This window comes from Amycolatopsis sp. NPDC057786 (assembly GCF_042797905.1).
Lineage (GTDB): Bacteria > Actinomycetota > Actinomycetes > Mycobacteriales > Pseudonocardiaceae > Amycolatopsis.
This window is the reverse complement of sequence record NZ_JBHVKW010000107.1, coordinates 1-23,595: the sequence shown is the minus strand read 5'-3', so window position 1 is coordinate 23,595 and position 23,595 is coordinate 1. Positions and strand designations below refer to the sequence as shown.

Annotated in this window: 22 protein-coding genes and 1 pseudogene; 12 read left to right on the top strand and 11 right to left on the bottom strand. The window is 68.5% G+C overall.

Translation table 11 applies throughout. The features are described 5' to 3' along the window. Positions 1 to 17: 17 nt before the first annotated feature. From pheT to infC, 6 genes are all read right to left on the bottom strand, one after another. Positions 18 to 2,585 (bottom strand): phenylalanine--tRNA ligase subunit beta, encoded by a 2,568-nt coding sequence (pheT, locus tag ACFVM3_RS35390; RefSeq protein ID WP_378444248.1) that lies wholly within the window; start codon positions 2,583 to 2,585, stop codon positions 18 to 20. After that, positions 2,586 to 3,650: a phenylalanine--tRNA ligase subunit alpha gene (pheS, locus tag ACFVM3_RS35385; protein WP_219150945.1), complete on the bottom strand. Its 1,065-nt coding sequence runs from the start codon at positions 3,648 to 3,650 to the stop codon at positions 2,586 to 2,588. It lies immediately after the preceding gene. A gap of 237 nt (positions 3,651 to 3,887) precedes the next feature. After that, a complete protein-coding gene (locus ACFVM3_RS35380) occupies positions 3,888 to 4,721 on the bottom strand; it encodes a TrmH family RNA methyltransferase (protein ID WP_378444252.1) in 834 nt (277 codons plus the stop codon). Further along, positions 4,718 to 5,095 carry a 50S ribosomal protein L20 gene (rplT, locus tag ACFVM3_RS35375; protein WP_005163284.1) on the bottom strand — a complete coding sequence of 126 codons (378 nt, stop codon included), beginning with the start codon at positions 5,093 to 5,095 and terminating at the stop codon, positions 4,718 to 4,720. Before rplT ends, ACFVM3_RS35380 begins: the two co-directional genes overlap by 4 nt. 63 nt (positions 5,096 to 5,158) lie before the next feature. Further along, positions 5,159 to 5,353 carry a 50S ribosomal protein L35 gene (gene rpmI / locus ACFVM3_RS35370; protein ID WP_007028043.1) on the bottom strand — a complete coding sequence of 65 codons (195 nt, stop codon included), beginning with the start codon at positions 5,351 to 5,353 and terminating at the stop codon, positions 5,159 to 5,161. 70 nt (positions 5,354 to 5,423) lie between these two features. Further along, positions 5,424 to 5,999 (bottom strand): translation initiation factor IF-3, encoded by a 576-nt coding sequence (infC, locus tag ACFVM3_RS35365; RefSeq protein ID WP_051071860.1) that lies wholly within the window; start codon positions 5,997 to 5,999, stop codon positions 5,424 to 5,426. Positions 6,000 to 6,267: 268 nt separating this feature from the next. Between infC and ACFVM3_RS35360 the strand changes: the two genes are divergently transcribed. The 3 genes from ACFVM3_RS35360 to ACFVM3_RS35350 all read left to right on the top strand — a co-directional run bounded on the left by ACFVM3_RS35360 (position 6,268) and on the right by ACFVM3_RS35350 (position 8,363). Further along, the gene (locus ACFVM3_RS35360; protein ID WP_378444247.1) at positions 6,268 to 6,627 is read left to right on the top strand and encodes a DUF1844 domain-containing protein; all 360 of its coding nucleotides are present in this window, start codon (positions 6,268 to 6,270) and stop codon (positions 6,625 to 6,627) included. Between the two features lie 96 nt (positions 6,628 to 6,723). After that, positions 6,724 to 7,371 carry a GntR family transcriptional regulator gene (locus tag ACFVM3_RS35355; protein ID WP_378444246.1) on the top strand — a complete coding sequence of 216 codons (648 nt, stop codon included), beginning with the start codon at positions 6,724 to 6,726 and terminating at the stop codon, positions 7,369 to 7,371. Further along, on the top strand, positions 7,368 to 8,363 hold the full coding sequence (locus ACFVM3_RS35350; protein ID WP_378444245.1) for a 1-aminocyclopropane-1-carboxylate deaminase: 996 nt from the start codon (positions 7,368 to 7,370) through the stop codon (positions 8,361 to 8,363). Before ACFVM3_RS35355 ends, ACFVM3_RS35350 begins: the two co-directional genes overlap by 4 nt. Positions 8,364 to 8,433: 70 nt before the next feature. On the opposite strand, the gene ACFVM3_RS35345 is transcribed toward ACFVM3_RS35350, so the two are convergent. The 3 genes from ACFVM3_RS35345 to ACFVM3_RS35335 are packed head-to-tail and all read right to left on the bottom strand — an operon-like array spanning position 8,434 to position 10,552. Continuing rightward, positions 8,434 to 8,817 (bottom strand): RidA family protein, encoded by a 384-nt coding sequence (locus ACFVM3_RS35345; protein WP_034321592.1) that lies wholly within the window; start codon positions 8,815 to 8,817, stop codon positions 8,434 to 8,436. After that, positions 8,814 to 9,578, bottom strand: coding sequence for an IclR family transcriptional regulator (locus ACFVM3_RS35340; RefSeq protein WP_378444244.1), 765 nt, complete (start codon positions 9,576 to 9,578; stop codon positions 8,814 to 8,816). The genes ACFVM3_RS35345 and ACFVM3_RS35340 overlap by 4 nt, the downstream gene beginning before the upstream one ends. After that, entirely contained in the window at positions 9,575 to 10,552 is a 978-nt protein-coding gene (locus ACFVM3_RS35335; RefSeq protein ID WP_378444243.1) for a sugar kinase, read from the bottom strand. Before ACFVM3_RS35335 ends, ACFVM3_RS35340 begins: the two co-directional genes overlap by 4 nt. Before the next feature lie 269 nt (positions 10,553 to 10,821). Between ACFVM3_RS35335 and ACFVM3_RS35330 the strand changes: the two genes are divergently transcribed. From ACFVM3_RS35330 to ACFVM3_RS35290, 9 genes and pseudogenes are all read left to right on the top strand, one after another. Further along, complete coding sequence (locus ACFVM3_RS35330; protein WP_378444242.1) at positions 10,822 to 12,126, top strand: amino acid deaminase; 1,305 nt, start codon at positions 10,822 to 10,824, stop codon at positions 12,124 to 12,126. A gap of 33 nt (positions 12,127 to 12,159) precedes the next feature. Next, positions 12,160 to 13,755 carry an amidohydrolase family protein gene (locus tag ACFVM3_RS35325; RefSeq protein WP_378444241.1) on the top strand — a complete coding sequence of 532 codons (1,596 nt, stop codon included), beginning with the start codon at positions 12,160 to 12,162 and terminating at the stop codon, positions 13,753 to 13,755. Continuing rightward, entirely contained in the window at positions 13,752 to 15,140 is a 1,389-nt protein-coding gene (locus ACFVM3_RS35320) for a GntP family permease (RefSeq protein ID WP_378444240.1), read from the top strand. Before ACFVM3_RS35325 ends, ACFVM3_RS35320 begins: the two co-directional genes overlap by 4 nt. Positions 15,141 to 15,167: 27 nt before the next feature. Then, a pseudogene (locus tag ACFVM3_RS35315) lies at positions 15,168 to 16,299 on the top strand (lactonase family protein). Positions 16,300 to 16,310: 11 nt separating this feature from the next. Continuing rightward, positions 16,311 to 17,594, top strand: a complete 1,284-nt coding sequence (locus ACFVM3_RS35310) for an extracellular solute-binding protein (RefSeq protein WP_378444239.1) — start codon at positions 16,311 to 16,313, stop codon at positions 17,592 to 17,594. Then, positions 17,595 to 18,554 (top strand): carbohydrate ABC transporter permease, encoded by a 960-nt coding sequence (locus tag ACFVM3_RS35305; protein WP_378444238.1) that lies wholly within the window; start codon positions 17,595 to 17,597, stop codon positions 18,552 to 18,554. Next, positions 18,545 to 19,420 carry a carbohydrate ABC transporter permease gene (locus ACFVM3_RS35300; protein ID WP_378444237.1) on the top strand — a complete coding sequence of 292 codons (876 nt, stop codon included), beginning with the start codon at positions 18,545 to 18,547 and terminating at the stop codon, positions 19,418 to 19,420. Before ACFVM3_RS35305 ends, ACFVM3_RS35300 begins: the two co-directional genes overlap by 10 nt. Before the next feature lies 1 nt (position 19,421). Further along, positions 19,422 to 20,834: a beta-N-acetylhexosaminidase gene (locus ACFVM3_RS35295; RefSeq protein ID WP_378444236.1), complete on the top strand. Its 1,413-nt coding sequence runs from the start codon at positions 19,422 to 19,424 to the stop codon at positions 20,832 to 20,834. Positions 20,835 to 21,180: 346 nt separating this feature from the next. Further along, entirely contained in the window at positions 21,181 to 21,762 is a 582-nt protein-coding gene (locus ACFVM3_RS35290) for a hypothetical protein (RefSeq protein ID WP_378444235.1), read from the top strand. On the opposite strand, the gene ACFVM3_RS35285 is transcribed toward ACFVM3_RS35290, so the two are convergent. Both ACFVM3_RS35285 and ACFVM3_RS35280 read right to left on the bottom strand, forming a co-directional pair. Then, on the bottom strand, positions 21,763 to 22,305 hold the full coding sequence (locus tag ACFVM3_RS35285; RefSeq protein ID WP_378444234.1) for a hypothetical protein: 543 nt from the start codon (positions 22,303 to 22,305) through the stop codon (positions 21,763 to 21,765). Continuing rightward, a complete protein-coding gene (locus tag ACFVM3_RS35280; RefSeq protein WP_378444233.1) occupies positions 22,302 to 23,381 on the bottom strand; it encodes a DUF5005 domain-containing protein in 1,080 nt (359 codons plus the stop codon). The genes ACFVM3_RS35285 and ACFVM3_RS35280 overlap by 4 nt, the downstream gene beginning before the upstream one ends. Positions 23,382 to 23,595 lie beyond the last annotated feature (214 nt).

The following is a 23,595-nucleotide window of genomic DNA, read 5'->3' as shown; positions in this document are numbered from 1 at the left end:
TTCACGGGACTTTCGGGTCAGGCCCGCAGGCTCGCGCCGAAGCGTTCACCGGCGACCGCGAGCGCGGCGTCGCGGGCCTTGGTGGCCTCGTCGACGGTCAGCGTGCGGTCCGCGGCACGGAACCGCAGCTTGTACGCCACCGAACGCTTGCCCTCGCCCAGCTGCTCACCCTGGTAGGAGTCGAACAGCGTGATGTCCTCCAGCAGTTCGCCCGCGCCTTCGCGCAGCGCCTCGGCCAGGTCGGCCGACGGGACGCTCGCCTCAGCGACGAGGGCGACGTCGAGCAGCACCGGCGGGTACGCCGAGATCCGCGGCGCCGGACGGCCGTCCGGAATCGGGATCGCGTCCAGGTCTAGTTCCATCGCGACGGTGCGCGGCGGCAGCCCGAGCGCCTCGACGACCTTCGGGTGCAGCTCACCGGCGTAACCGATGGGCCACTGTCCCACCCGCAGCTGCGCGCAGCGGCCGGGGTGCCACGGCGGCTGGTCCGCGGCGGCTGTGGTCAGCTCGACACCGGCGGCCTGCGCCACCAGCCGGGCGGCCTGCACCGCGTCGGCCCAGTTCGCCTGCTCACCCGCGCCCCACCAGCCGGCACGTGCTCGCTGGCCAGCGAGCACGACCGCGACGTGCAGCGGCTGCGGCGGGACAGCCGCCTCCAGCACCGCGAGCTCCTCGTCGGTCGGGCGCCGGTCCACCCCGAGCGAAGGCATCGGGATCGGGTTCGGCCCCGGCAGCACGACCTGTCCGATGTGGAACAGCGAGACATCCTTGAAACCACGGGAGATGTTGCGCTGCAAGGTATCCAGCAGCCCCGGCAGCAAGGTGCTCGCCATCCGGTCCTTGTCCGCCTCCAGCGGGTTGCGGACCTTCACGGTGCTGCGGCGGACGTCGTCCTCGGGCAGCCCGAACGCGTCCCAGACCGAGTCCGAGATGAACGGGAAGGGCAGCACCTCGACGTAGCCGTTCTCCGCCAGCGCCCGCGCGACCGAGCGACGGCGGCGCTGTGTGTCGGTGAGGCCACGGCCCGCCGGGGCGTCGGGCAGCACCGACGGGATGCTGTCGTAGCCCTCCAGCCGGAGCACCTCCTCGACGAGGTCGGCGGGCTGCACCAGGTCACCGCGCCAGCTCGGCGGAACGGCGGTCACCAGCGCGGTGCCGTCCTCGGCCGTGCCCACGTTGACCTTGCAGCCGATCTGCGAGAGCCGTTTGACCGTGACACCGCGCTCGTACCGCACCCCGGCCACCTGGTCGGGCAGGCTGATCGGCATGGTGACCGGCGTGTTCGGCTCGACGCCGCCCTCGTCGGTGCGGCCGGGCAGGATCGAACCCTCGCCGTACTGACGCAGCAGGCGCGCGGCGAGCTCGACGGCCACCGCGCACAGCTGCGGGTCGGTGTAGCGCTCGAACCGCTTGGCCGCCTCCGAGAACAGCTTGTGACGGCGGGCAGTCCGGCTGATCGACGACGGATCCCAGTGCGCCGCTTCGAGCAGCACATCGGTGCTCTCCGGCGTGATCTCGGTCGACGCGCCACCCATCGTGCCCGCCAGCGAGATGACGCCGCTGTCGTCGGCGATGACCACGTCGTCCGCGTCGAGCGTGCGCTCGACATCGTCCAAAGTGGTCAGTTTCTCGCCCGGCTTCGCCTTGCGCACCACCAGATCGCCCTTGACCGAACCGGTCGCGAAGGCGTGCAGCGGATGCCCGAGTTCGAGCATGACGTAATTGGTCACGTCGACCGCGAGCGAGATCGAGCGGATCCCCGACAGCATCAGGCGGCGGCGCATCCACCACGGCGTCGGCGCGGTCGCGTCGAGGTTCTTGACCCGGCGCAGCACGAACCGCTTGCAGCCCTCGGTGTCCTCGAGGTGCACCGGCCAGACGTCGCTCTCGGCCTCGGGGACCTCGATGGACGCCGGGTCGCCGAACGGGACGTCGAGCGCGTTGGACAGCTCGCGGGCCAGGCCGCGGACCGACAGGGTGTACCCGCGGTCCGGGGTCGGCGTCACCTCGAGGACGGTGTCTTCGAGGCCGAGCAGCTTGTTCGCGTCCTCGCCGGGGCTGGCCGTGCTCGGCGGCAGCACCAGGATGCCGGAGTGGTCGTCACCGATGCCGAGTTCGCTCGCGGAGCAGATCATGCCGTCGCTGAGGCGGCCGTAGGTCTTGCGCGCGCCGATCTCGAAACCACCGGGCAGCACGGTGCCGGGCAGCGCGACGACGACCAGGTCGCCCTCGGCGAAGTTCGAGGCACCGCAGATGATCCCGCGGGTCTTGATCCCCGTGGGGCCGTCGTCCTCGAAGGGACCTTCGTCGTCGTCCTCGTCGTCGTCGAGGTTCTCGTCGGGCTTGTCGGTGTCGTCATCCGATTCGCCGACGTCGACCCGGCAGAACCGGACCGGCTTCTTGAACTCGGTGAGCTCCTCGATCTCGGCGACGCGGCCGACCACGAGCGGACCGGTAACCGGTTCGAGTTTCCGGACGTCGTCGACCTCGATACCGATGCGCACGAAGGCGTCGGCCAGATCCTGGGCCGTGACCTCCTCGTCGACGTCGAGGTGTTCGGTCAGCCAGCTGGCTGGGACCTTCACTCAGGCCTCCGTTCCGAAGGGCAGGGTGAACCTGATGTCGCCCTCCACCATGTCGCGCATGTCCGGGATTCCGTTGCGGAACTGCAGGGTGCGCTCGATACCCATGCCGAAGGCGAAGCCCGAGTAGACCTCGGGGTCGACGCCGCAGGCACGCAGGACGTTGGGGTTGACCATCCCGCAGCCGCCCCACTCGACCCAGCCGGGTCCGCCCTTCTTCTCCTCGAACCAGACGTCGACCTCGGCCGACGGTTCGGTGAACGGGAAGAAGTGCGGGCGCAGACGGGTCTTCGAGTTACCGCCGAACATCGCGCGGGCGAAGGCGTCGAGGGTGCCCTTGAGATGCGCCATCGTCAGACCCTTGTCCACCGCGAGCCCTTCGACCTGCGAGAACACCGGGGTGTGCGTGGCGTCGAGTTCGTCGGTCCGGTAGGTGCGGCCGGGGCAGACGACGTACACGGGCAGGTCACGGTGCAGCAGCGTGCGGGCCTGCACCGGCGAGGTGTGCGTCCGCAGCACCAGGCCGGAGTCCTCCTCGCCGAGGTAGAACGTGTCCTGCAGCTGGCGCGCGGGGTGGTCCTTGCCGAAGTTCAGCGCGTCGAAGTTGAACCACTCGGCTTCGAGCTCGGGGCCTTCGGCGATCTCGTAGCCCATCGCGATGAACGCGTCGGCGATCCGATCCGACAGGGTCGCGATCGGGTGCCGGGCGCCACGGGGCACGCGGTCCCACGGGAGCGTGACGTCGACGGCCTCCTCGCGGAGCACCTTTTCGTCACGTTCGGCTTGGAGCACGGCTCGGCGCGCGTCGAACGCGGCCTGGATGCCTTGGCGCGCTTCGTTGACCCGCTTGCCGGCCTCGGCCTTCTCCTGCTTCGGCAGGGCGCCGATCTCGCGGCGGGCGAGCAGCAGCGGAGACTGGTCCCCGAGGTGGGCGGGTTTGACCGCGGCCAGCGCGTCGAGATCCGCCGCGGCCGCGAAATCGGTCTCGGCCTGTTTGACGGCGGCCGTCAACGTTTCCGGCGCGAGCGTTCCCGCCTGGGGGTCCTGCTTGTCGTTGGCTTCGGACATAACTCCTCGGCGTCCGCTGGGACTGGTCCGGTGCACGCGAGCGCACACATGGGTTTAGCAGCTGCTGAATTCTATGGGACAGCGAACGGCGGCCCCCGATCACCCTCGGGCTGGGCACACCGTCACTCGGAAGTGCGAAAAACGCGCTCTACGCCGTAAACAAGGTGCTGGAACGAACACTGCGTTCCATGAGAGCTCCCTTGGCGTCGTGGTGCGAACGGCGTGATGCCCGCGACTTTACGTGGTCGCGGCCCGGGAGGCCATCGCATTTGTGTACACGCAGATCGCGGCGGCGGTCGCGAGGTTGAGGCTCTCCGCCCGGCCGTACATCGGGATCTTCACCGCGAGATCGACCGTCTCCAGTACCGCCTGCGGCAGTCCGTGCGCCTCGTTGCCGAAAACCCACGCCGTGGGCTCGTCGAAGGTCACCTGATCGAGCTCGGTGTCGGCGTAGCCGTGCGCGCCGAAGGTGCGGAGTCCGGCGGCGGAGCAGGCCTTCAAGGCCGCGTCGACGTCCCGGATCCGGGTGATGGCGGGGTGGAACAGGCTGCCGGCGGCCGCGCGGACGCATTTGCCGTTGTGCGGGTCGACGCTGTCCCCGGCGAGGACGACCGCGTCGGCGCCGGCGGCGTCCGCGACCCGGATCACGGTGCCCGCGTTACCGGGGTCCGCGACGCCGACGAGGACGACGACGAGCTTCGCGCCCGGCTTCAGGACGGTCTCCTGTGGACGGTCGACGAGCGCGCAGACCGCGACGATGCCTTGCGGCGTCACGGTCTCGGACAACCCGTCGGCCGCGCGATCGGTGATCGGCGAGACGGGGACACCCGCCTCACGCGCGGCGGCGAGCAGGCGCTCGTGCTGCGCGGCGGCGCGTTCGGTCACGAACAGCTCGTACACCTTGCCGCCGTGTTCGAGCGCGGCTTCGACCGCGTTCGCACCCTCGGCCAGGAACCGGCCGGTCTTCTCGCGCTCGGCCCGGCGGGTGAGCTTGCGCGCAGCGACGACCCGGGGCGTCCGTTCGGTGAACGGAGCCGCCCCGGGTCGGTGGAGAGCGCTGTCGCCGGTCAGGCCGACTTCTTCTCTTCGGTGTTCACGTTCGCCTTGGCCAGCTCGGCCAGCGCGGTGAACGCGGCGGCGTCGTTGACCGCGAGGTCCGCGAGGATCTTGCGGTCGACCTCGACACCCGCGGCCTTGAGGCCCTGGATGAACCGGTTGTAGGTCACGCCGTTGGCGCGGGCGGCCGCGTTGATGCGGGTGATCCACAGCTGGCGGAAGTCACCCTTGCGGGCACGACGGTCCCGGTAGGCGTAGTTCAGCGAGTGAAGCGTCTGCTCCTTCGCCTTGCGGTACAGCCGCGAACGCTGGCCGCGGTAACCGCTGGCGAGCTCGAGAGTCGCGCGACGCTTCTTCTGGGCGTTGACAGCCCTCTTGACGCGTGCCACTGGGGTCCATCCTGTCGATCTGGGGGCGCGCTGGCGCGCCCGGCGTTTACAAAGTGCGGGGTGTCAGCGGCCGAGAAGGCGCTTGACGCGGCCGACGTCGTTCTTGGCGATCTCGGTCGTGCCTTCGAGGCGACGGGTGAGCCTGTTGGACTTCTTCTCCATCAGGTGGCGGCGGCCGGCCTTCTGGCGGCGCAGCTTGCCCGAACCCGTGACGCGGACACGCTTGGACGTCCCGCTGTGCGTCTTCATCTTCGGCATTACGTTGTCCTCTTCCGTGCGGCGGCACACCGGTGTCGCCCGGTGTGCCGCTGACATGTGCTGGTCGGCGCTACGCGTCGGCGGGCGGCTCGGACGACTCGTCCTTGGCTGCCTTCGCGGCCTTCTGCGGCTTCACGTTCTTGTGCGGGGCCAACACCATGATCATGTTGCGACCGTCCTGCTTCGGCGACGACTCGACGAAGCCGAGCTCGGTCACCTCGTCGGCGAGCTTCTGCAGCAGCCGGAACCCGAGTTCCGGCCGGGACTGCTCGCGACCGCGGAACATGATCGTGACCTTGACCTTGTTGCCTGCCGCAAGGAAGCGCGACACGTGACCCTTCTTGGTCTCGTAGTCGTGCTGGTCGATCTTCGGCCGCAGCTTCTGCTCTTTGATGACGGTGAGCTGCTGGTTGCGGCGGGACTCGCGGGCCTTCTGCGCGCTCTCGTACTTGAACTTGCCGAAGTCCATGAGCTTGCATACGGGCGGGCGTGCCTGCGGGGCGACCTCGACGAGATCGAGATCGTTCTCCTGTGCCAGCCGCAGCGCATCTTCGATCCGGACGATGCCGACCTGTTCACCGGCCGGCCCGACGAGGCGGACCTCCGGTACCCGGATTCGGTCGTTGATGCGTGTCTCGGAGCTGATGGGGCCTCCCTGGTTCGAGGTAAATTCTTCTACCGTTCCGACCTGGTGCCCACATACCTAAGGCCCCGGTACCGTGCGGTACGCGGGGCCCACTCTTTCCGATCGTGTTCGATCTCCAGAACCGAACACACCGCCTCGACGCCCGAAATCGTCTTGGCGAGACCGGACCCGGACACCTGGTGTTGCGGCGGTGACACGGGTGGGAGCGGGGCTCCACTTGCCGCCCCCGATCGCTCGGGGGCTGGTCGCTCGTGGAAGGGTACCAGACGTGTCAGAAGAACCCGTTCAGCAGCCCCCGTATTCCCCGGACGTCCGCGACCTGGAGGAGATCCCGAGCGTCGAGGTGATCAGCAGGGCGGCCGTCATGCTGCTCTCCGCCGGCGCCGAACGCCTCGGCCTCGCAGACGAGGACCCGGCCAGCTCACCGCACCGCGACCTCGACGAGGCCCGCCGCCTGATCACCGCTCTCGCCGGGCTGGTCACCGCTTCGGCAGAGTACCTCGGCCTGCACGCGGGGCCGTTGCGCGACGGCCTGCAGTCACTGCAGAAGGCGTTCCGCGAGGCTTCGGCCGTGCCCGACGCGCCCGGTCAGGGGCCGGGCGAAAAGTACACGGGGCCGGTCTACTAGCCCCTCCGAAGTACGTGAAGGCCCCCTTCCTGTACCCAGGCGCAAGGAAGGGGGCCTTCATGTACTTCCGCTTCGACGTCAACTAACATTTCAGATGTGAGTGGGTTAGCGAAAGTATCGAGGTCTCTCCTCAGGGACGAGGCCTACGAGAGCATCCGGCGGGCGATCATCGACGGGACGCTGCCACCGGGGACGAACCTGCGCGACGGTGATCTCGCCGATCAGCTGGGGCTTTCCCGGGCGCCGGTGCGCCAAGCGCTGCTACGGCTCGCCGAGGACGGTCTCGTCGAGTCGAAGCCGCAGAGCTACACGCGCGTCGCGGGGTTCGTACCCGACGACGTCCGTGACGCTTTGGAGCTGGTCCGGGCGCTGCACGAGTTCGCCGTCCGGGCGGGGGCGCCCCGGATGGGACCGGCGGAGGTCGCCGCGATGCGCGCGGCCAACGCCCGGTTCGCCGACGCGATCGCCGCCGGGGACATCGCGGCCGCGATCGCCGCCGACGACGAACTCCACGACATCCCGGTGGCCGCCGCGCGCAACCGGGCGGTCGCCGCGACGCTGGCCCGCTACACGCCCTTGCTGCGACGTCTCGAATACGCCCGCTTCGGCTCCCTGCCCGCCCACCGGTCGGTCCAGCGCCACGCGGAACTGGCCGACGCCATCGAAGCGGGCGACGTCGACGCGGCCTGCGCGATCACCGCCACGATCTGGACCGAGCTCGAAGACCTCCTGGAGACGCCATGACCCTCGCCGATTTCCCGCGTTACCCGCTGCTGTTCGGCCCCTCCCCCGTTCATCCGCTGGAGCGGCTCACCGCCCATCTCGGCGGCGCGAAGGTCTGGGCGAAACGCGAGGACGTCAACTCCGGGATCGCGTTCGGCGGTAACAAGACCCGGAAGCTCGAGTACCTGGTCGCCGACGCGCTGGCCTCGGGCGCGGACACGCTGATCTCGATCGGCGGCGTGCAGTCGAACCACACCCGTCAGGTCGCCGCGGCCGCCGCGCGGGCCGGGCTCAAGGCCGTGCTGGTGCAGGAGAGCTGGGTCGACTGGAACGACCCGATGTACGACAAGGTCGGCAACATCCAGCTCTCACGCATCCTCGGCGCGGACATCCGGATGGTCGACGCCGGGTTCGGCGTCGGCTTCAAGGAGAGCTGGGAGAACGCGGTCAAGGAGATCGAGGCCGACGGCGGGAAGCCGTACGCGATCCCGGCGGGCGGCTCGGACCACCGTCTCGGCGGGCTCGGTTTCGCGAACTGGATGGTCGAGCTCGAAGCGCAGGAGGCGGAACTCGGCGTCTTCTTCGACACGGTGATCGTCTGCTCGGTGACCGGCAGCACGCAGGCCGGGATGGTCGCCGGGGCCGCGCTTTCCGGAAAGCCGCGACGGATCCTGGGCATCGACGGGTCGGCGAAACCGGCCGAGACACGCGATCAGATCACCCGCATCGCCAGGGCGACCGCGGAACTGATCGGCGCAGGCGAGATCGAGAAGGTCGAGCTGGACGAGCGCTACCACGCCGGGATCTACGGCATCCCGGACGAGTCCACGCTGGACGCGATCCGGACGCTGGCGCGGTTGGAGGGAGTGCTCACCGACCCGGTGTACGAGGGCAAGTCCATGGCGGGGCTGATCGACCTCGTCGCGCGCGGTGAGATCGCGCGGGACTCGAATGTGCTCTTCGCGCATCTGGGCGGACAGCCCGCGCTGAACGGGTACACGAGCGTGCTCTAGCCCCAGGACGCAATGAAAGGTCCTTTCCTCGCAAATTTTGCAAGGAAAGGACCTTTCATTGCACGCGGGATCAGTCCGTGACGGCCAGGACGTCGATCTCCACCAGCAGTCCGGCGGGCAGGCCGACGTACACGGTGGTGCGGGCCGGGTGCGGCGCTTCACCGATCAGCTTGTTGTAGACCTCGTTGAACGCGCCGAAGTGGTCGACGTCGGTCAGGTACACGCGCACCATCATCGCGTCGGCCAGGCTCGAACCGGCGGCCTCGAGCACCGCCTCGATGTTCTTGAAGGTCTGCTCGGTCTGCTCACCGACGGTCTCGCCGACGATGGCGCCGGTGGCCGGGTCGAAGGCGACCTGGCCGGCCACCTGCAGGATGTTGCCCTTGCGGACCGCCTGCGAGAACGCGGCCACCGGCTTCGGCGCGTTCTCCGTGCTGATCGCGGTCTTGCTCATTCCAACTTCCCCTTTCGGTTCCCCGTCCATCCACTGTGGACGGAAGCTTCTTCGGCGGCGGCGATCAGCTCCGGCACGAGCCCCATCAGGCCGTCGTAGTCCAGCAACACCTTCGGCACCGACACGGACGCGGCGGCGAGCACCACGCCGCCCGGGCCGCGGACCGGCGCGGCGACGCAGTGGATGAAGTCCTCGTGCTCTGCGTTGTCCACCGCGTAGCCGCGGTCGGCGACGAGCGCGAGTTCCTTCAGGTAGGCATCGGGGGTGGTGATCGTGTTCGGCGTCCGGACGAAGAAGTCGATCCTCGACACCACATCCGCCTGCTTCTCCGGCGTCATCGCCGCGACGAGCACCTTCCCGACGGCGGTGCAGTGCAGCGGGGCGCGTTTCCCGATGCGGGAGTACATCCGTACCGAATGCCTGCCCTCGAACTTGTCGATGTAGACGACCTCTCCGTCCTCATAGGAAGCGAGGTGCACGGTGTGCCCGGTGCGCGCGTTGAGCCCGGCGAGCGCGGATTGCGCGGTGCGGCGGACGTCGCGATCCTCCAGCGCCTGTTGCGCGAGGTCGAAGAGCGCACTGCCCAGCCGGTAGTACCGCTGCCCTTCCCTGCGCACGAAGTGGTGCGCCTCCAGGGTGCGCAGCAGGCGCAGCACGGTCGACTTGTGCACGCCGATCTCCTCGGCGAGCTGGTCGAGCGTCTTCGGCTCGCGGGCGAGCCCGCTCAGCAGTGTGAGCGCCCTGTCCAGGCTCTGGCTCATCCGCCCACCACTCCCTTGTCCGTCAGCTTGGCCGCCGCCCATGCTGCCTCATCCGCCCCGAGGAGCGTTTCGACGACCGACGCGGGCAGCGGCCTGCCCACGTCGTCGTGGGTCAGGAGGGTGGCCGCGGCCTGCAGATGACCGCGCCGCAGCCGGGTCGCGGGGTCGTCGCCGCGCAGGGTCGCGGCGAGGAAACCGGCCGCGAAGGCGTCACCGGCACCGACCGGCTCCACGACGTCGACCTGGAGCGCGGGCGAGAACAGCGGTGCTTCGTCGCCGTCGATCAGCGTCACCCCGCGTGCTCCATGCTTGACGACCAGCGTCTTCGGTCCGGGCACGGCGGCGCGCAGCCGCGCCGGGTCGCCGGTCCCCCACACCCGTTCGGCCTCGTCCTCGCCCGCCAGCACGATATCGGCGCGGGCGGCGAGCCCAGCCAGCACCGACGGGTCGCGTCCGGTCCACAGCGCGGGCCGGAAGTTCACGTCGAACGACACCATCGTGTCGCCCCGCGGTCGTTCCATCAGGGCACGCACCAGGTCGAGGCAGCCGTCCGACAGCGCGGGCGTGATCCCGGACAGGTGGATGACGCGTACCCCGTCGAGATCGAGCTTGCCCAGCAGCCCGGCGTCCATTCCGGACGCGGCGGAGCCCTTGCGGTAGTAGCGCACGGGGCTGCCGTCCGCGCCGCTTTCCTTGATGTAGAGCCCGGTCGGGCGCGTCGGGTCGACCACGACCGCGCTGACGTCCACCCCAGCCGCGCCGATCTCGCGCACGAGCGCGCGGCCGAACGGATCGTCGCCGACGGCACTCACCCACGCGCTGGCGAAACCCAGCGCGGGGAGATGGCAGGCGACGTTCGATTCGGCTCCGCCGATGGTCCGCACCCACTTCCGTACCTCGTCGGGCGGCCCGGATTCGGCCGGTACGAACAAGGCCATCGACTCCCCGATGCACAAAACGTCAGTGCTCTTCATCGCGCCGACCGCCATCCCGCTGCCAGGGCGCACCTCGCGGAATCATGCCGCCTCGCGACCGAAAAGCGCCCCGCCATCGCGATAGCGGGGCCTCCGGCCAACAAGGCGCGACCCCAAAAGATCAAAAGATTCCCGGGCGGCCAAGGCTCACCTGTCACTTCCACGTCTCCTAGTCGTCACCCCGTTGACCTCCAGCGGACCGGATGCTACACCTATCCCACGCAATATGCGCAACGTCCGTTGCAACATACGCAACCGAGGTGAACCTCATGTTCGAAGCCGGCACCATCGATTCCGCCGCGGTCGCGGCCGTCCGGGAGGAGCGCGTCGACTGGCGCTTCCGCTCGGTCGCGCCCTCGCTGTCCGGTCTCACGATCGGCGAGGCCGCCGCCCGTGGCGCCAAGCTGTTCGACGACGGCTTCCTCGGCCCGTTCGTCGTTCTCGACGAAGAGGCCGTCGAGCACAACCTCCGCACGATGGCGGAGTGGTGCGCCGAACGCGGGGTCGCGCTGGCCCCGCACGGCAAGACGACGATGGCGCCGCAGCTGTTCGAGCGGCAGCTCCAGCACGGCTCGTGGGGTATCACCTGCGCGAACGCCGGTCACCTGCGGATCTACCGCGCGTTCGGCGTCTCCCGGATCCTGCTGGCGAACCAGCTGCTCGACCCGTCGGGCCTGAAGTGGCTCGCCGCCGAGCTGGACGCCGACGAAGACTTCGAGTTCGTCTGCTGGGTCGACTCGGTCCGCGGCGTCGAGCTGATGACCGAAGCCCTGCGCGGCGCCCGCCGCAAGGTGGACGTCCTCGTCGAACTCGGCGCCGAGGGCGGCCGCACAGGTGTCCGCGACACCGAGACCGCGCTCGCCGTCGCCGAGGCCGCGCACGCGAGCCCGGCTCTGCGGTTGCGCGGATCCGGCGGTTACGAGGGCGCGCTTTCCCACCACACCGACGAGAAGTCACTCCAGCTGATCAGCTCCTATGTGGACGGTCTGCGGGAACTCGTCTTCACCTTCCACGCCAAGGGCCTGCTCGACGACGCCGGCCAGATCATCGTCACCGGCGGCGGCAGCGCGTACTTCGACCGCGTCGCCGACGAGCTCACCAAGGACTGGGGCGGTCTGGACGTCCTGCCGATCCTGCGCAGCGGCGCCTACGTGACCCACGACGACGGCTTCTACCGGGTGATCTCGCCGCTGGGCGAACACCCGCGCATCGGGGGCGTCGCCTCGTTCCGGTCCGCGCTGCGCGCCTGGGCTCAGGTGACGTCGAAGCCGACGGACGAACTCGCGCTGCTCACCATCGGCAAACGGGACGCCTCGTTCGACGAAGGTATGCCCGAGCCGCGCCTGATCCGCAAGGGCGACGGGCCACCTTCCGCGCTCGAAGGTCATTCCATCCAGAAGATGAACGACCAGCACGCCTTTCTCACCCTGCCCCCGTCGTCGCCGGTCGAGGTCGGCGACTGGATCGCGCTCGGCCTGTCGCATCCGTGCACCGTTTTCGACAAATGGCCCCTGATCCCGGTCGTCGGCCCCGACGGCGAGACCGTGCTCGATTTCGTCCGCACCCACTTCTGATCCGTCCTCCACCGCCGCAGAGGAAGAATCGCCATGGACATCGTTGTCCGCTCCGCACTGGTCGCCGACGGCACCGGGGATCCGCTCACCAGGCACGACGTGGGCATCACCGACGGCCGGATCGCCAGTGTCGCAGAACCCGGCTCGCTCGCGGGCCGCCGCACCATCGACGCCGAAGGACTCGTGCTCGCGCCCGGGTTCATCGACATGCATTCGCATTCCGACCTTCAGCTGCTCGCCAATCCGGATCACCTCGCGAAGCTCTCCCAGGGCGTCACGACGGAGGTGCTCGGGCAGGACGGGCTCTCCTACGCGCCGGTGAACGACGAAGTCCTCGCGGCACTGCGCCAGCAGCTCGCCGGGTGGAACGACGATCCGGCGGGCTTCGACTGGAACTGGCGTTCCGTCGGCGAGTACCTCGATCGGCTCGACGCGGGGGTCGCGGTCAACGCGGCCTACCTGGTGCCGCAGGGCACCGTCCGCATGCTCACCGTCGGCTGGGAGGACCGGCCAGCGACCGAAGCCGAGATGAACGCGATGAAGGAACTCATCGCGACCGGGCTGGCCGAGGGCGCGATGGGCATGTCGTCCGGGCTCACCTACACACCGGGTATGTACGCGACCACCGAAGAACTCGTCGAGCTGTGCCGGGTCGTCGGGGAGAACGGCGGTTTCTACAGCCCGCACCACCGCAGCTACGGCAAGGGCGCACTCGAAGCGTTCGGCGAGATGGTCGACGTCTCCCGCCGTTCGGGCTGCCCGTTGCACCTCGCGCACGCCACGATGAACTTCTCGGTGAACAAGGGCAAGGCGCCGGATCTGCTGGAGCTGCTCGACCGGGCGCTCGACGACGGCTGCGACATCACGCTCGACACCTATCCCTATCTGCCCGGCGCCACCTATCTTTCCGCGCTGTTGCCGAGCTGGGCCACCGAAGGCGGACTCGACGCCACGCTCGCCCGGTTGTCCGATGTGGACACCCGTGAGCGGATCCGCGCCGAGATCGAGGAGACCGGCTCCGACGGCGCCCACGGGGTGCCGATCGACTGGGAGGCCATCGAGATCAACGGTGTCCGCCGTGACGAGAACGCCCACCTTGTCGGACATTCCGTCGCCGCGTCGGCGCAGCGTGCCGGGAAACCTGCCGCGGAGCTGTACTTCGACGTCCTGCTCTCGGAGAAGCTCGGCACGTCGTGCCTGATGCACGTCGGGCACGAGGAGAACGTCCAGGCGATCATGCGCCACCGCACGCACACCGGCGGCAGCGACGGGCTGCTCGTCGGCGCGCGGCCGCATCCCCGCGCCTGGGGCACGTTCCCGCGTTACCTCGCACGGTACGTCCGCGAACTCGGCGTGCTCGACCTCGCCGAATGCGTCGCCCACCTCACCGGCCGCGCAGCGGACCGCCTGCGGCTGACCGACCGGGGTCTCGTCCGCGCCGGCTACGCGGCGGACCTCGTGCTGTTCGACCCGGAAACCGTCGCCGACACCGCCACGTTCGACGAGCCGCGGCAGCAGGCCGCCGGTATCCCCTATGTCTTCGTCAACGGTGTCGCCGCCATCGACGATGGTCAACCGACCGGCGCCCTCGCCGGCCATTCACTGCGGAACCCCGGGAGTGCCCGATGATCGACTGGCTCCAACACACGACGGGAGGGCTCCTGACCCTCGCCGCCGTCTCGATCGCGGTGTTGTTGTTCCTCATCATCAAAGTCAAACTCGAGCCCTTCATCGCACTGATCGTGGTCGGCCTGCTGACCGCGCTGGCCGCGGGCCTGCCGGTGGTCCAGATCGTCGGCTCCGCGCAGAAGGCGTCGGATTCCCTGCTGGAAAAGGGTTTTGGCGGGATCCTCGGCCATATCGCCGCGATCATCGGACTCGGCACCATCCTCGGGTCCATTTTGGAGCGTTCGCGCGGGGCGAAGGTGCTCACCGGCGCGCTGCTGCGGGCCATCGGTGAGAAGCGGGCTCCGCTGGCGATGGGGCTCGCGGGCTTCGTCTTCGGTATCCCGGTCTTCTTCGACATCGGCATCTTCGTGCTGGCGCCGCTGGTCTACGTCGCCGCCAAACAGGGCGGCCGTTCGCTCGTGCTGTACGCGCTGCCGCTGCTCGCCGGGCTTTCGATCACGCACGCGTTCCTCCCGCCGCACCCCGGCCCGGTGGCCGCGGCCGGTCTGCTGCACGTGGAACTCGGCTGGATCATCCTGATGGGCCTGGTCTGCGGTATCCCCGCGTTCCTCGTCGGCGGTGTGCTGTATTCGACGTGGATCGGCAAGCGTGTCGACGTGGAGGTTCCCGCGGAATTCCTGGTCGCCGAGGAAGAAGGCGAAAAGGAGACTAACCCGCCGTCGCTGGGTCTCGTGCTGGCGATCATCGCCGTCCCGCTGGTGCTGATCCTCGCCGGGACGTTCGGCAGTATCTGGCTTCCCAAGGAATCCGCGCTCTCCGGTGTCGCCGCGTTCATCGGCACCCCGGCGGTGGCGCTGACGATCTCGGTGCTGCTGGCGTCGTGGCTGCTGGGCCTGCGCCGAGGCTTGACGGGCAAGGATCTGAGCGAGCTTTCGGCGAAGTCGCTGCGTCCCGTCGCGATGATCCTGCTCGTGGTCGGCGCGGGCGCGTTCTTCGGTGCCGTACTGGCCGCGACGGGCATCGGCAAGGCCGTCGCGGGTTCCCTCGACAACGCCGGGCTCCCGGTCATCCTGGCGGCGTACGTAATCAGTTGCGGTATGCGCATCGCGCAGGGTTCGGCGACGGTCGCGATCGTGACCACGAGCGGCATCGTCGCGCCGACGGTGGCGACGCTGGGCTATTCGCAGATGCAGCTCGCGCTGCTGGTCGTCGCGATTTCGGCGGGTTCGATCATCGCCTCGCACGTGAACGACGGCGGTTTCTGGATCATCTCGCGATACTTCAACATGACCGTGCCGCAGACCCTGAAAACCTGGACCGTCTTGGAAACCGTCCTTTCCGTTTCCGGTTTCGGCGTGGCAGCATTGCTCATGGCAGTGGTTTAAACCACCTGACGACTGGGAGAGATCACGATGACCGGACTGGATCGACGCACCTTCCTCGGCGCTGTCGGAGCGGCTGGGCTCACCACCGTTCTCGGTTCCCACCTCGCGAACGCCTCCGAACAGACCTGCGGACCGAAGGGAACCGGGGCCATTTACGTCAGCAGCTACACCAGTTCCGGGCACGGGCTCGATGTCGCCCACCGGGACGCGGCGACCAACGCGCTCGTCGTCGACCGGACGATCCCGGGAGTCAGCAACGCTTCCTGGTTCGACATCAGCGCCGACCGCAAGACGCTCTACGTGACCAATGAGGACGAGAACGGCCAGATCTCCTCGTTCAGCCTGGCCGATCCGGCGAAACCCAAGCTTCTCAACAAGAAGTCGGCGAGGGGCCAGCACCCGACCCATCTGAGCGTCCACTCGAGCCAGAAGTACGTGCTGGCCGCGAACTACAGCAGCGGCAGCGTCGTCGTCCTCCCGATCCTCGCGGGCGGGAAACTCGGCGACGTCGTCGATCTGGCCCAGCACAAGGGCGCCGAGCGGCAGGCGCACGCGCACCAGGTCGTCAACGACCCCACCGGCAAATGGGTGCTCGCCGTCGACCTCGGCGCGGATTCGGTCTACGTCTACAAACTCGACACCGCGACCGGGAAGCTCAAGCTGAACCAGCAGCTGAAGCTCCCGTCCGGCGCCGGTCCCCGGCATCTGGCGTTCCACCCGAACGGCAGGTACGCGTACATCCTCGGCGAGCTGCGTGCCGAGGTCACCGTCGCGACGTGGAATCCCGCCAACCGGGAAACTCACCGCCGGACAGGTCGTCCCGGCCGTTCCCGCGGGCACCCCCGGCGAGCAGTACCCGGGCGAGATCACCACGTCCAAAGACGGGAAGTTCGTCTACGCCTCCGTGCGCGGCTCCGACACGATCGCGTCGTTCGGCGTCAGCGAGGACGGGAAGTCCTTGAAGCTGCTGAACAACGCGCCCGTCGGCGGTGTCTATCCGCGTCACTTCACCCTCGACCCGACCGAACGCTGGTTCTACGTCTCGAGCGACAAGTCCGGCACGCTCAGCTGGCTGCCGCGCGATCCCGGTACCGGCCTTCCGGGGGCCGTCGCCGGAAAACTGGCGCTCCCCCAGGTCAATTCCGTCTTTTTCGCCTAAGGAGAAAACCCATGAGAACTCGCGTCCTCATCGCGGGCCTCGCGGCCGTCGGCCTCGTGGCAGGCTGCGCGCCGGCCCAGAACACCCCAGCCGCGAGCGGCGGTGACGAGAAGACCGGCACGATCCGGGTCTGGCTGTTCGACGAGGCCAACCGCGCGCCCAAGGAGGCGGCGGTCAAGGAGGCGATCACCGAGTTCAAGGCGGCGCATTCGGGCGTCGAGGTCGACGTCCAGTGGATTCCGGTGGAGGGCCGCGCGGACAAGTTCTCCGGCGCCTTCAACGATCCGGCGAGCGCGCCGGATGTCGCCGAGTTCGGCAACACCGACGTCTCCAGCTACGCCGCCACCGGCGCACTGGCCGACCTGACCGGCGATCTCTCGTCGTGGAAGGAAGGGGCCGACATCCTGCCCGCGGTACTGGAGACCGCGAAGTCCGGCGGCAAGACCTACGGGCTTCCGTGGTTCACCGGGATCCGCGCGTTGTACTACCGCACGGACCTCTTCGCCGAACTCGGCCTGAAGCCGCCGACGACGCTCGCGGAGCTGACCGAGACCGCGAAGACGATCCGTGCCAAGAAGCCGGAACTGTACGGCATCTCCGTCGGCGGCAAGTACACCTACGCGATGCTGCCGTTCCTGTGGGCGCACGGCGGTGAGATCGCCAAACAGGACGGCGGCAAGTGGAAGTCCACTGTGGACTCCGAGCAGGCCAAGGCCGGGGTCGCCGCGTACGCCAATCTGCTGAAGGCGGACATCTGCCCGCCCGAGCAGTGCGCCAATCTCACCGGTACGCAGAGCATCACTGCGTTCGCCGGCGGCAAGGCCGGGATGTCCATCGGCGGCGACTTCAACCGCAAGGCCGTCGAGGCGGGCCAGGTGAAGGGCAAGTACGCGATCATCCCGATCCCTGGCACCGAGGCGGGCAAGATCGCCCCGGCGTTCGCGGGCGGCAACCTGCTCGGCGTGTTCAACGCGACCAAGCGCAAGAGCCTCGCGGTCGAGTTCACCCAGCTCCTCGGTGGCGCGAAGTACCAGGAGAAGATGTACGTCGCCATGGGCAACCTGCCGACTCTCGGCAGCGTCCAGCAGAAGCTCGCCGCGAGCGACCCGTCGGTCAAACCGTTCGTCGACACGCTCACCGCTGGCACGAAGTTCGTCCCCGCCACCGCGGCGTGGTCGAAGATCGACGCGCAGAACGTCCTGCCCACCGCCATCCAGCAGATCGCGACCGGCGGCAAGGACCCCGCGGCCGCGCTGACCGCCGCGGCCGCCGAGATGAACAAGGCGTTCGGCTAAGTGGTCACGAAAGAAATCCCCCGCACCACGGCTCCGGCCGTCCCGGCACGACGGACACCCCGCCGTCGCCGGGACGGGCGGGCGGCCCTGCTCTACCTGGCGCCCGGTGGCATCCTGCTGCTGGCGATGCTGGTGTACCCGATCTACCAGCTCGTCCTGATCTCGTTCTACGACTACGGCCAGCCGCAGGCGGTCGGCAACGCCCCGCTGGTGTTCCTCGGCTTCGGCAACTACGTCGAACTGCTGGAGAACCTCCAGTTCTGGGAGGTGCTGGCCAAGACCCTCGGCTTCACCGCGGTCTGTGTCGTCGGCAGCCTGGCACTCGGGACCGGGCTCGCCGTGCTGGCGACCCGGGTCCGCGCGTGGGCGCGTGTCCCGCTGTTCCTGGCGGCGCTCGCCGCATGGGCGACGCCGGCGATGGCGGGCTCGTACGTCTGGCTGTTCCTGTTCGACGCGGACTTCGGCCTGGTGAACGAGGTGCTTTCGGGCATCGGGTTCACCGGGATGGCGAACCACTCCTGGACGTTCGACACCTACAGCACGTTCGGGCTGGTGGCGGCCGAGGTCATCTGGTGCTCGTTCCCGTTCGTCATGGTGACGATGTACGCGGGGCTCAAGGGGGTGCCGGAGGAGGTCGTCGAGGCCGCGTACCTCGACGGCGCGTCGACCTGGCGCACCACGTGGTCGATCACGCTGCCGATGGTGCGGCCACTGCTGACCATCGCCACCATCCAGTCGATCATCTGGGACTTCAAGATCTTCACGCAGATCTACGTGATGACCAACGGCGGCGGCGTGGCCGGGCGCAACCTCGTGCTCAACGTCTTCGCCTACCAACAGGCCTTCGCCGGACAGGAATACGGTCTCGGCGCGGCGCTCGGAGTCGTGATGACCTTGCTGCTGCTGTCCATCACCGGGCTGTACGTCCGGTCGCAACGCCGGAGCGCGGGATGGGTGTGACGACGGCGCCGAAGACCCGCCGGGTGAAACGCCCCGGCAGGCTGATCGCCGAGATCATCTGCGTGGTGATCGCCGGGATGGTCGCTTTCCCGGTTTACTGGATGGTGCTCTCGGCCTTCAAGCCCACCGGGCAGATCCAGGCGGAGAACCCGCGGCCTTGGACGCTCACGCCGACGCTCGAACACTTCGAACGGGTGCTGACCGGCGAAGGCTTCGCGATGTTCTTCCTGAACAGCGTGATCGTGGCCGTCGTGGTGGTGGCGTTGTCGCTGCTGCTCTCGTTCCTCTCGGCGGTCGCGCTGACGCGGTTCAACTTCAAGGGCAGGACCGTGCTGCTGGTGATGGTGCTCGTGGCGCAGATGGTGCCGGTCGAGGCGCTGACCATCCCGCTGTTCTTCCTGATGCGGTCGGTCGGCGACGTCGCGCCGGCGTTCGGCACCAACCACCTCGGCTCACTGATCCTGGTACACCTGGCGTTCAGCCTGCCGTTCGCGATCTGGATGCTGCGCGGCTTCGTCGCCGCGGTGCCGCAGGAGCTGGAAGAAGCGTCGAAGATCGACGGGGCGAGCCGGATGCGGTTCACCTGGCAGATCCTCTTCCCGCTGGTGGCGCCAGGGCTGGTGGCGATCAGCGTGCTGGCGTTCATCCACGCCTGGAACGACTTCCTGTTCGCGAAGACGTTCATCATCTCCAACACCGATAACCAGACGCTCCCGCTGGCGATCCTGGTGTTCTTCAAACCGGAGGACACCGACTGGGGCGCGGTGATGGCGGGTTCGACGTTGATGACCATCCCGGTGCTGGTGTTCTTCATTCTCGTGCAACGACGACTCGTGTCCGTCATGGGCGGCGCGGTGAAGGGCTGACATGCCTGGCTTCGAAAGCCTGCTCCCCCGTCCCGTCTCCGTGGAACCCTTGCCGGGACAGTGTCCCGTACCGTCCGAAGTGGACGTTCGCGGCGACGAGCTGTTACCCGCCGAGGGCTACCGGCTGGAGATCGATCCGTCCGGCGTGACACTGTACGCGGCCGACGCGGCAGGTGAGTTCTACGGCCGCCAGACGCTCCGGCAGCTGATCGGGCCGGACGCGTTCCGGGCCGCGTCGATCCACAGCGGACAGCAGACCATCCCGTGCGGCGTGGTCACCGACCACCCGCGGTTCGGCTGGCGAGGCTGCTTACTGGACGTGGCGAGGCACTTCCGGACCAAGGCCGAGGTGCTGCGGTTCATCGACCTGATCGCCGCGCACAAGCTCAACGTGCTCAACCTGCACCTGACCGACGACCAGGGCTGGCGGATCGAGATCCCCGAGTTCCCCAGGCTGACCGAGGTCGGCGGCTGGCGGAAGTCGTCCATGGTCGGACGGCACGACGGTCCGGAGCGGGACGGGCGGCCGCACGGCGGTTTCTACTCACGCGACGATCTCCGCGAAATCGTCGCGTACGCCGCCGCGCGTGCGGTGACGGTGGTCCCGGAGGTCGACATCCCCGGGCACGCTCGGGCCGCGATCGCCGCCTATCCCGAACTCGGCCCGGAGACCGCCGAACCGTGGGAGGTATGGACGAGCTGGGGTATCAGCACGTCGCTGCTGAACACCGAGAAGTCCACTGTGGACTTCTTCAAGCGCGTCTTCGACCAGGTGCTGGAGATCTTCCCGTCCGGGGTCATCGCGCTCGGCGGTGACGAGGTGCCCGGCGCGACCGAGGAGCACGGCCGGTTCGTCCGCGAGATCGCGCGGCATCTGGTCGAACGGGGCCGTCGTCCGCTCGGCTGGGACGAAGTGCTCGAAGCGGGCGACCTGCCGCCGATGGTCATCGGCTCGTGGCAGAGCGAAGCGGCCGGTGCGCGCGCGGCGGCCGCCGGGCACGACGTCGTCATGTGCCCCGAGGAGCACGTGTACCTGGACCACCGGCAGTCCGACCACCCCGACGAGCCGATTCCCGTCGGCTACCTGAGCACGCTGGAGAGCTTCTACGGCTACGAGCCGGTGCCCGCCGATTTCCCCGAGGGGAAGTCGATTCTCGGTGCGCAGGCGCAGGTGTGGTCGGAGCATCTCGACACCGCGCGGCGGGTGGACTACGTCACCTTCCCGCGCCTGTGCGCGTTCGCCGAGGTGGCGTGGAGCGATCCGGCCGGGCGGGACTACGCGGAGTTCCTGCCGCGGTTGCGGGAGCACCACCTGCCGCGGCTGGACGCGCTGGGCGTCGAGTACCGGCCGCTGGACGGGCCGCATCCCTGGCAGACACGGCCTGGGGTTCCGGGGCGGCCGCGGCAGCGGTAAGTGGTGCCCGCCTGAAGTACATGAAGGCCCCCTTCCTTGCGCCTGGCGCAGTGAAGGGGGCCTTCATGTACTCGGCCTTCACACGCGGCCGCCGTGCCTGCTGGTGCACGTGGGGCGAACGCGGTGATTATCGATTCCGTGAAGGCCTCCTTCAATACGCTCTTGGCCCCAACCCCGGATCGCCACTCATGGCCGCGGCATGCCGATCAGGACGGGCCGGTCCTCTCGGTGACTGTGTGGATTCCGGGACATCTGACGTCCTAAAATCCACACGGTCCGCGCACCCGAAGTGCATGAGGGCGGCCTGCCTTGCACCACGCGCAGGGAAGCGGGCCATCATGGGGTGATGAGTGATCAGTCCGCGCGGTGGGTCGACGCCTCCCAGCTTCCTGAAGAACTCGTAGCGCTCATCGGCACCCTTCGTCCCGGCGAGAACGTGCTAATCACCCGGAATGGCGAGACCATCGGGACGATTTCCGCCGCTGTCCACGAAGAACCGGTCCCTTCGCCGAATTCCGACGACATCACTGTCGTGGCCACCGCCACGAAGCTGTCGGCGACGGCCCGGGATGCGCTGTCCGAGCGGCTCGGCCCCGGCTACCTCGTGCTGGACCTGCGTTCGGCTCCCCCGACCGTCGACGTTCTGCTGGTCCCGCCGAGTAGCCCGCAATTGATCGGCAACTTCCGCGCGCTGTATCCGAAGGCCCGGATCGTGATCACGGAGATCGAGGACGCCGAGCTCGGCGTCAAGTACGAGGGCCCGGTGCGCCGCCTGCTCGACGCCGGCGCGGAGGCGTACCTGCCGTCGAGCACGATCCCGCGCCTGGCGGAGCAGCTGGACCGGACCATGAGCCGGCTGAACCAGCTCACCGGTGACACGTCGGTTCCCCTGACCATCGAAGCGCCGGGAGGCCGCACGCTCGAGTGATCAGCGAGAATCGAAATCGCCGATGTTCAACCAGCTCACGCGATCGTCCCAGCTGTCCCAGAAGACCCGCTTCCCGGCAGCCCGGTAGCGATGCCGGTATCCCATCAGCTCGCCGCAATCGACGCTCTCCTCGACGAGATCGGGCGTGCCGAACACTTCGAGGAACTCGTCACGGGAACGCAGGTACCCGAAATGGGCGAGAAGACCACGCTCGGCACCGTAGAAGGCGAACCCGGAGACCGTCCCGTCCACGATCCGGTAGCTGAATTTGCCGGAAAAGTGAACGACTCCCTCGGTTTCGACGGCGTTCTCGACCACCTTTTCCCGAGAGAGGGGCTCACCGTCCGCGCCGAAGTACTCCGTGTCCCGGTTGCTTCCGCCGATCGAGCGGTGGACGATCGGCGAGAGCGTGACCTCGACGACGCTGTCGCGAGCGACGGTGTCGGCGGCCTTCGCCCCATAGCGGACACCGGCGAGGCTCAGGCCGCGCGGATCGACATCCGGCCGGGTGAGGACATCGAGGTCGTCGAGTATCTCGATCACTCGATGAAGCGTAGTACCGGCGGCCAGGTGACCTCGACGAACCGCGGCCGGTAGATCCGCACGTCCTCGAAGTTGTCGCCGTGGTCGAGGCTGTTCACGTTGTACGACACCGTGAGCTTCCCGGGGCGGCTCAACTGCGGATGCGCCGTCGCGTCGTAGACGATGCGCCGGTCACCGGCTTCGGGTGCCCGGTGGAGAACGACGGGATCGCCGAACGGGCCGGTCGGCGAAGCGGCGGTGTAGGCGAGCATCACGGGGCTGAAGCCGGGACTGGTGTCCATGGTGATCAGCACGTATTCGCCGCCGACGCGGGTCACCGAGAACGCCGTCCCGATCCCGGACAGCGTCCGGACCGAGTCCTCCTCGTGGGACGACCAACCGGCGCCGGTCCAGAACTGCCAAGGTCCGCGAAGGCCCCCGACGGGCACCCTCGCGAGCCGGAGATGGCCTTGTTCGGAACCGTAGACGTAGGTGTACCCGCCGTCTTCGAGCAGCTCCGATCCCCACGCGACCTTCTCGCTCACCGGGATCACCTGCAGCTCGGACGGTGTCAGCGCGGGCAGCCGGAACGTGGCCAGCGACGTCCCGGTGCCCCGGAAATCGAGGCCGCCGGGTCCCGTCGTTTCGTACCGGTTGTAGAGCACCCGCAGGACGTCGCCCTCGACGACCCCGTCGCCGACCCAGTAGTGCTCACCCGAACCCGCGAGTCCGATCAGCGCCTCCGGCTCGTCCGCGGTTCCGCCGTGCAGCGTCTCCCCCAGTGTGCCGTCCGGACGCTGGACGACCAGGGTGTTGCGGGCGATCGGGCTGTCCCGGGGGCGGCTGTGGTCGGGATTCACCGTGCCGAGGAACGTGTCCGAGAACAGCCACGCGGTGCGGCCGTCGGGCAACGGGACCGACACCGTGCGATCCCCACCGGTCCAGTGTCCGCCCTGATCTCCGTATTCGTTCCAGAGCTCGTTCAGCCCGGCGACGGGAGCCACCGGCGGTGGCGGTGCGGACGCGATCCCGCTGCTCGCCACCACGGCGCTGAACAGCAACGCGGCCGGTACGTGAATCCTCGACGCCCGGCGCATCGGATCATGCTAAAGGCGCCGAGGATTTTGTACGACCCTTGCGCGCCGTCCGCGGGATGTCCTGGAAACTGCTTTCCGTGGCGGCGTCGCGAAAGCCACTTTCGGGACACCAGACGTCTCGAAAGATGCTCCTATTGATGTCAAGGGGTGTGGGTGAGGTTGGCGAGGTCTGCGATGAGGGTTTGGTGGATTTCGCGGGCTATGTAGCGTTTGA

Bases quoted from the DNA above. Each gene is read 5' to 3' on its own strand.
- pheS (WP_219150945.1), bottom strand. From the start codon at position 3,650: ATGTCCGAAGCCAACGACAAGCAGGACCCCCAGGCGGGAACGCTCGCG.
- rpmI (WP_007028043.1), bottom strand. From the start codon at position 5,353: ATGCCGAAGATGAAGACGCACAGCGGGACGTCCAAGCGTGTCCGCGTC.
- ACFVM3_RS35350 (WP_378444245.1), top strand. From the start codon at position 7,368: ATGACCCTCGCCGATTTCCCGCGTTACCCGCTGCTGTTCGGCCCCTCC.
- ACFVM3_RS35345 (WP_034321592.1), bottom strand. From the start codon at position 8,817: ATGAGCAAGACCGCGATCAGCACGGAGAACGCGCCGAAGCCGGTGGCC.
- ACFVM3_RS35340 (WP_378444244.1), bottom strand. From the start codon at position 9,578: ATGAGCCAGAGCCTGGACAGGGCGCTCACACTGCTGAGCGGGCTCGCC.
- ACFVM3_RS35335 (WP_378444243.1), bottom strand. From the start codon at position 10,552: ATGAAGAGCACTGACGTTTTGTGCATCGGGGAGTCGATGGCCTTGTTC.
- ACFVM3_RS35330 (WP_378444242.1), top strand. From the start codon at position 10,822: ATGTTCGAAGCCGGCACCATCGATTCCGCCGCGGTCGCGGCCGTCCGG.
- ACFVM3_RS35325 (WP_378444241.1), top strand. From the start codon at position 12,160: ATGGACATCGTTGTCCGCTCCGCACTGGTCGCCGACGGCACCGGGGAT.
- ACFVM3_RS35320 (WP_378444240.1), top strand. From the start codon at position 13,752: ATGATCGACTGGCTCCAACACACGACGGGAGGGCTCCTGACCCTCGCC.
- ACFVM3_RS35310 (WP_378444239.1), top strand. From the start codon at position 16,311: ATGAGAACTCGCGTCCTCATCGCGGGCCTCGCGGCCGTCGGCCTCGTG.
- ACFVM3_RS35300 (WP_378444237.1), top strand. From the start codon at position 18,545: ATGGGTGTGACGACGGCGCCGAAGACCCGCCGGGTGAAACGCCCCGGC.
- ACFVM3_RS35295 (WP_378444236.1), top strand. From the start codon at position 19,422: ATGCCTGGCTTCGAAAGCCTGCTCCCCCGTCCCGTCTCCGTGGAACCC.
- ACFVM3_RS35290 (WP_378444235.1), top strand. From the start codon at position 21,181: ATGAGTGATCAGTCCGCGCGGTGGGTCGACGCCTCCCAGCTTCCTGAA.
- ACFVM3_RS35280 (WP_378444233.1), bottom strand. From the start codon at position 23,381: ATGCGCCGGGCGTCGAGGATTCACGTACCGGCCGCGTTGCTGTTCAGC.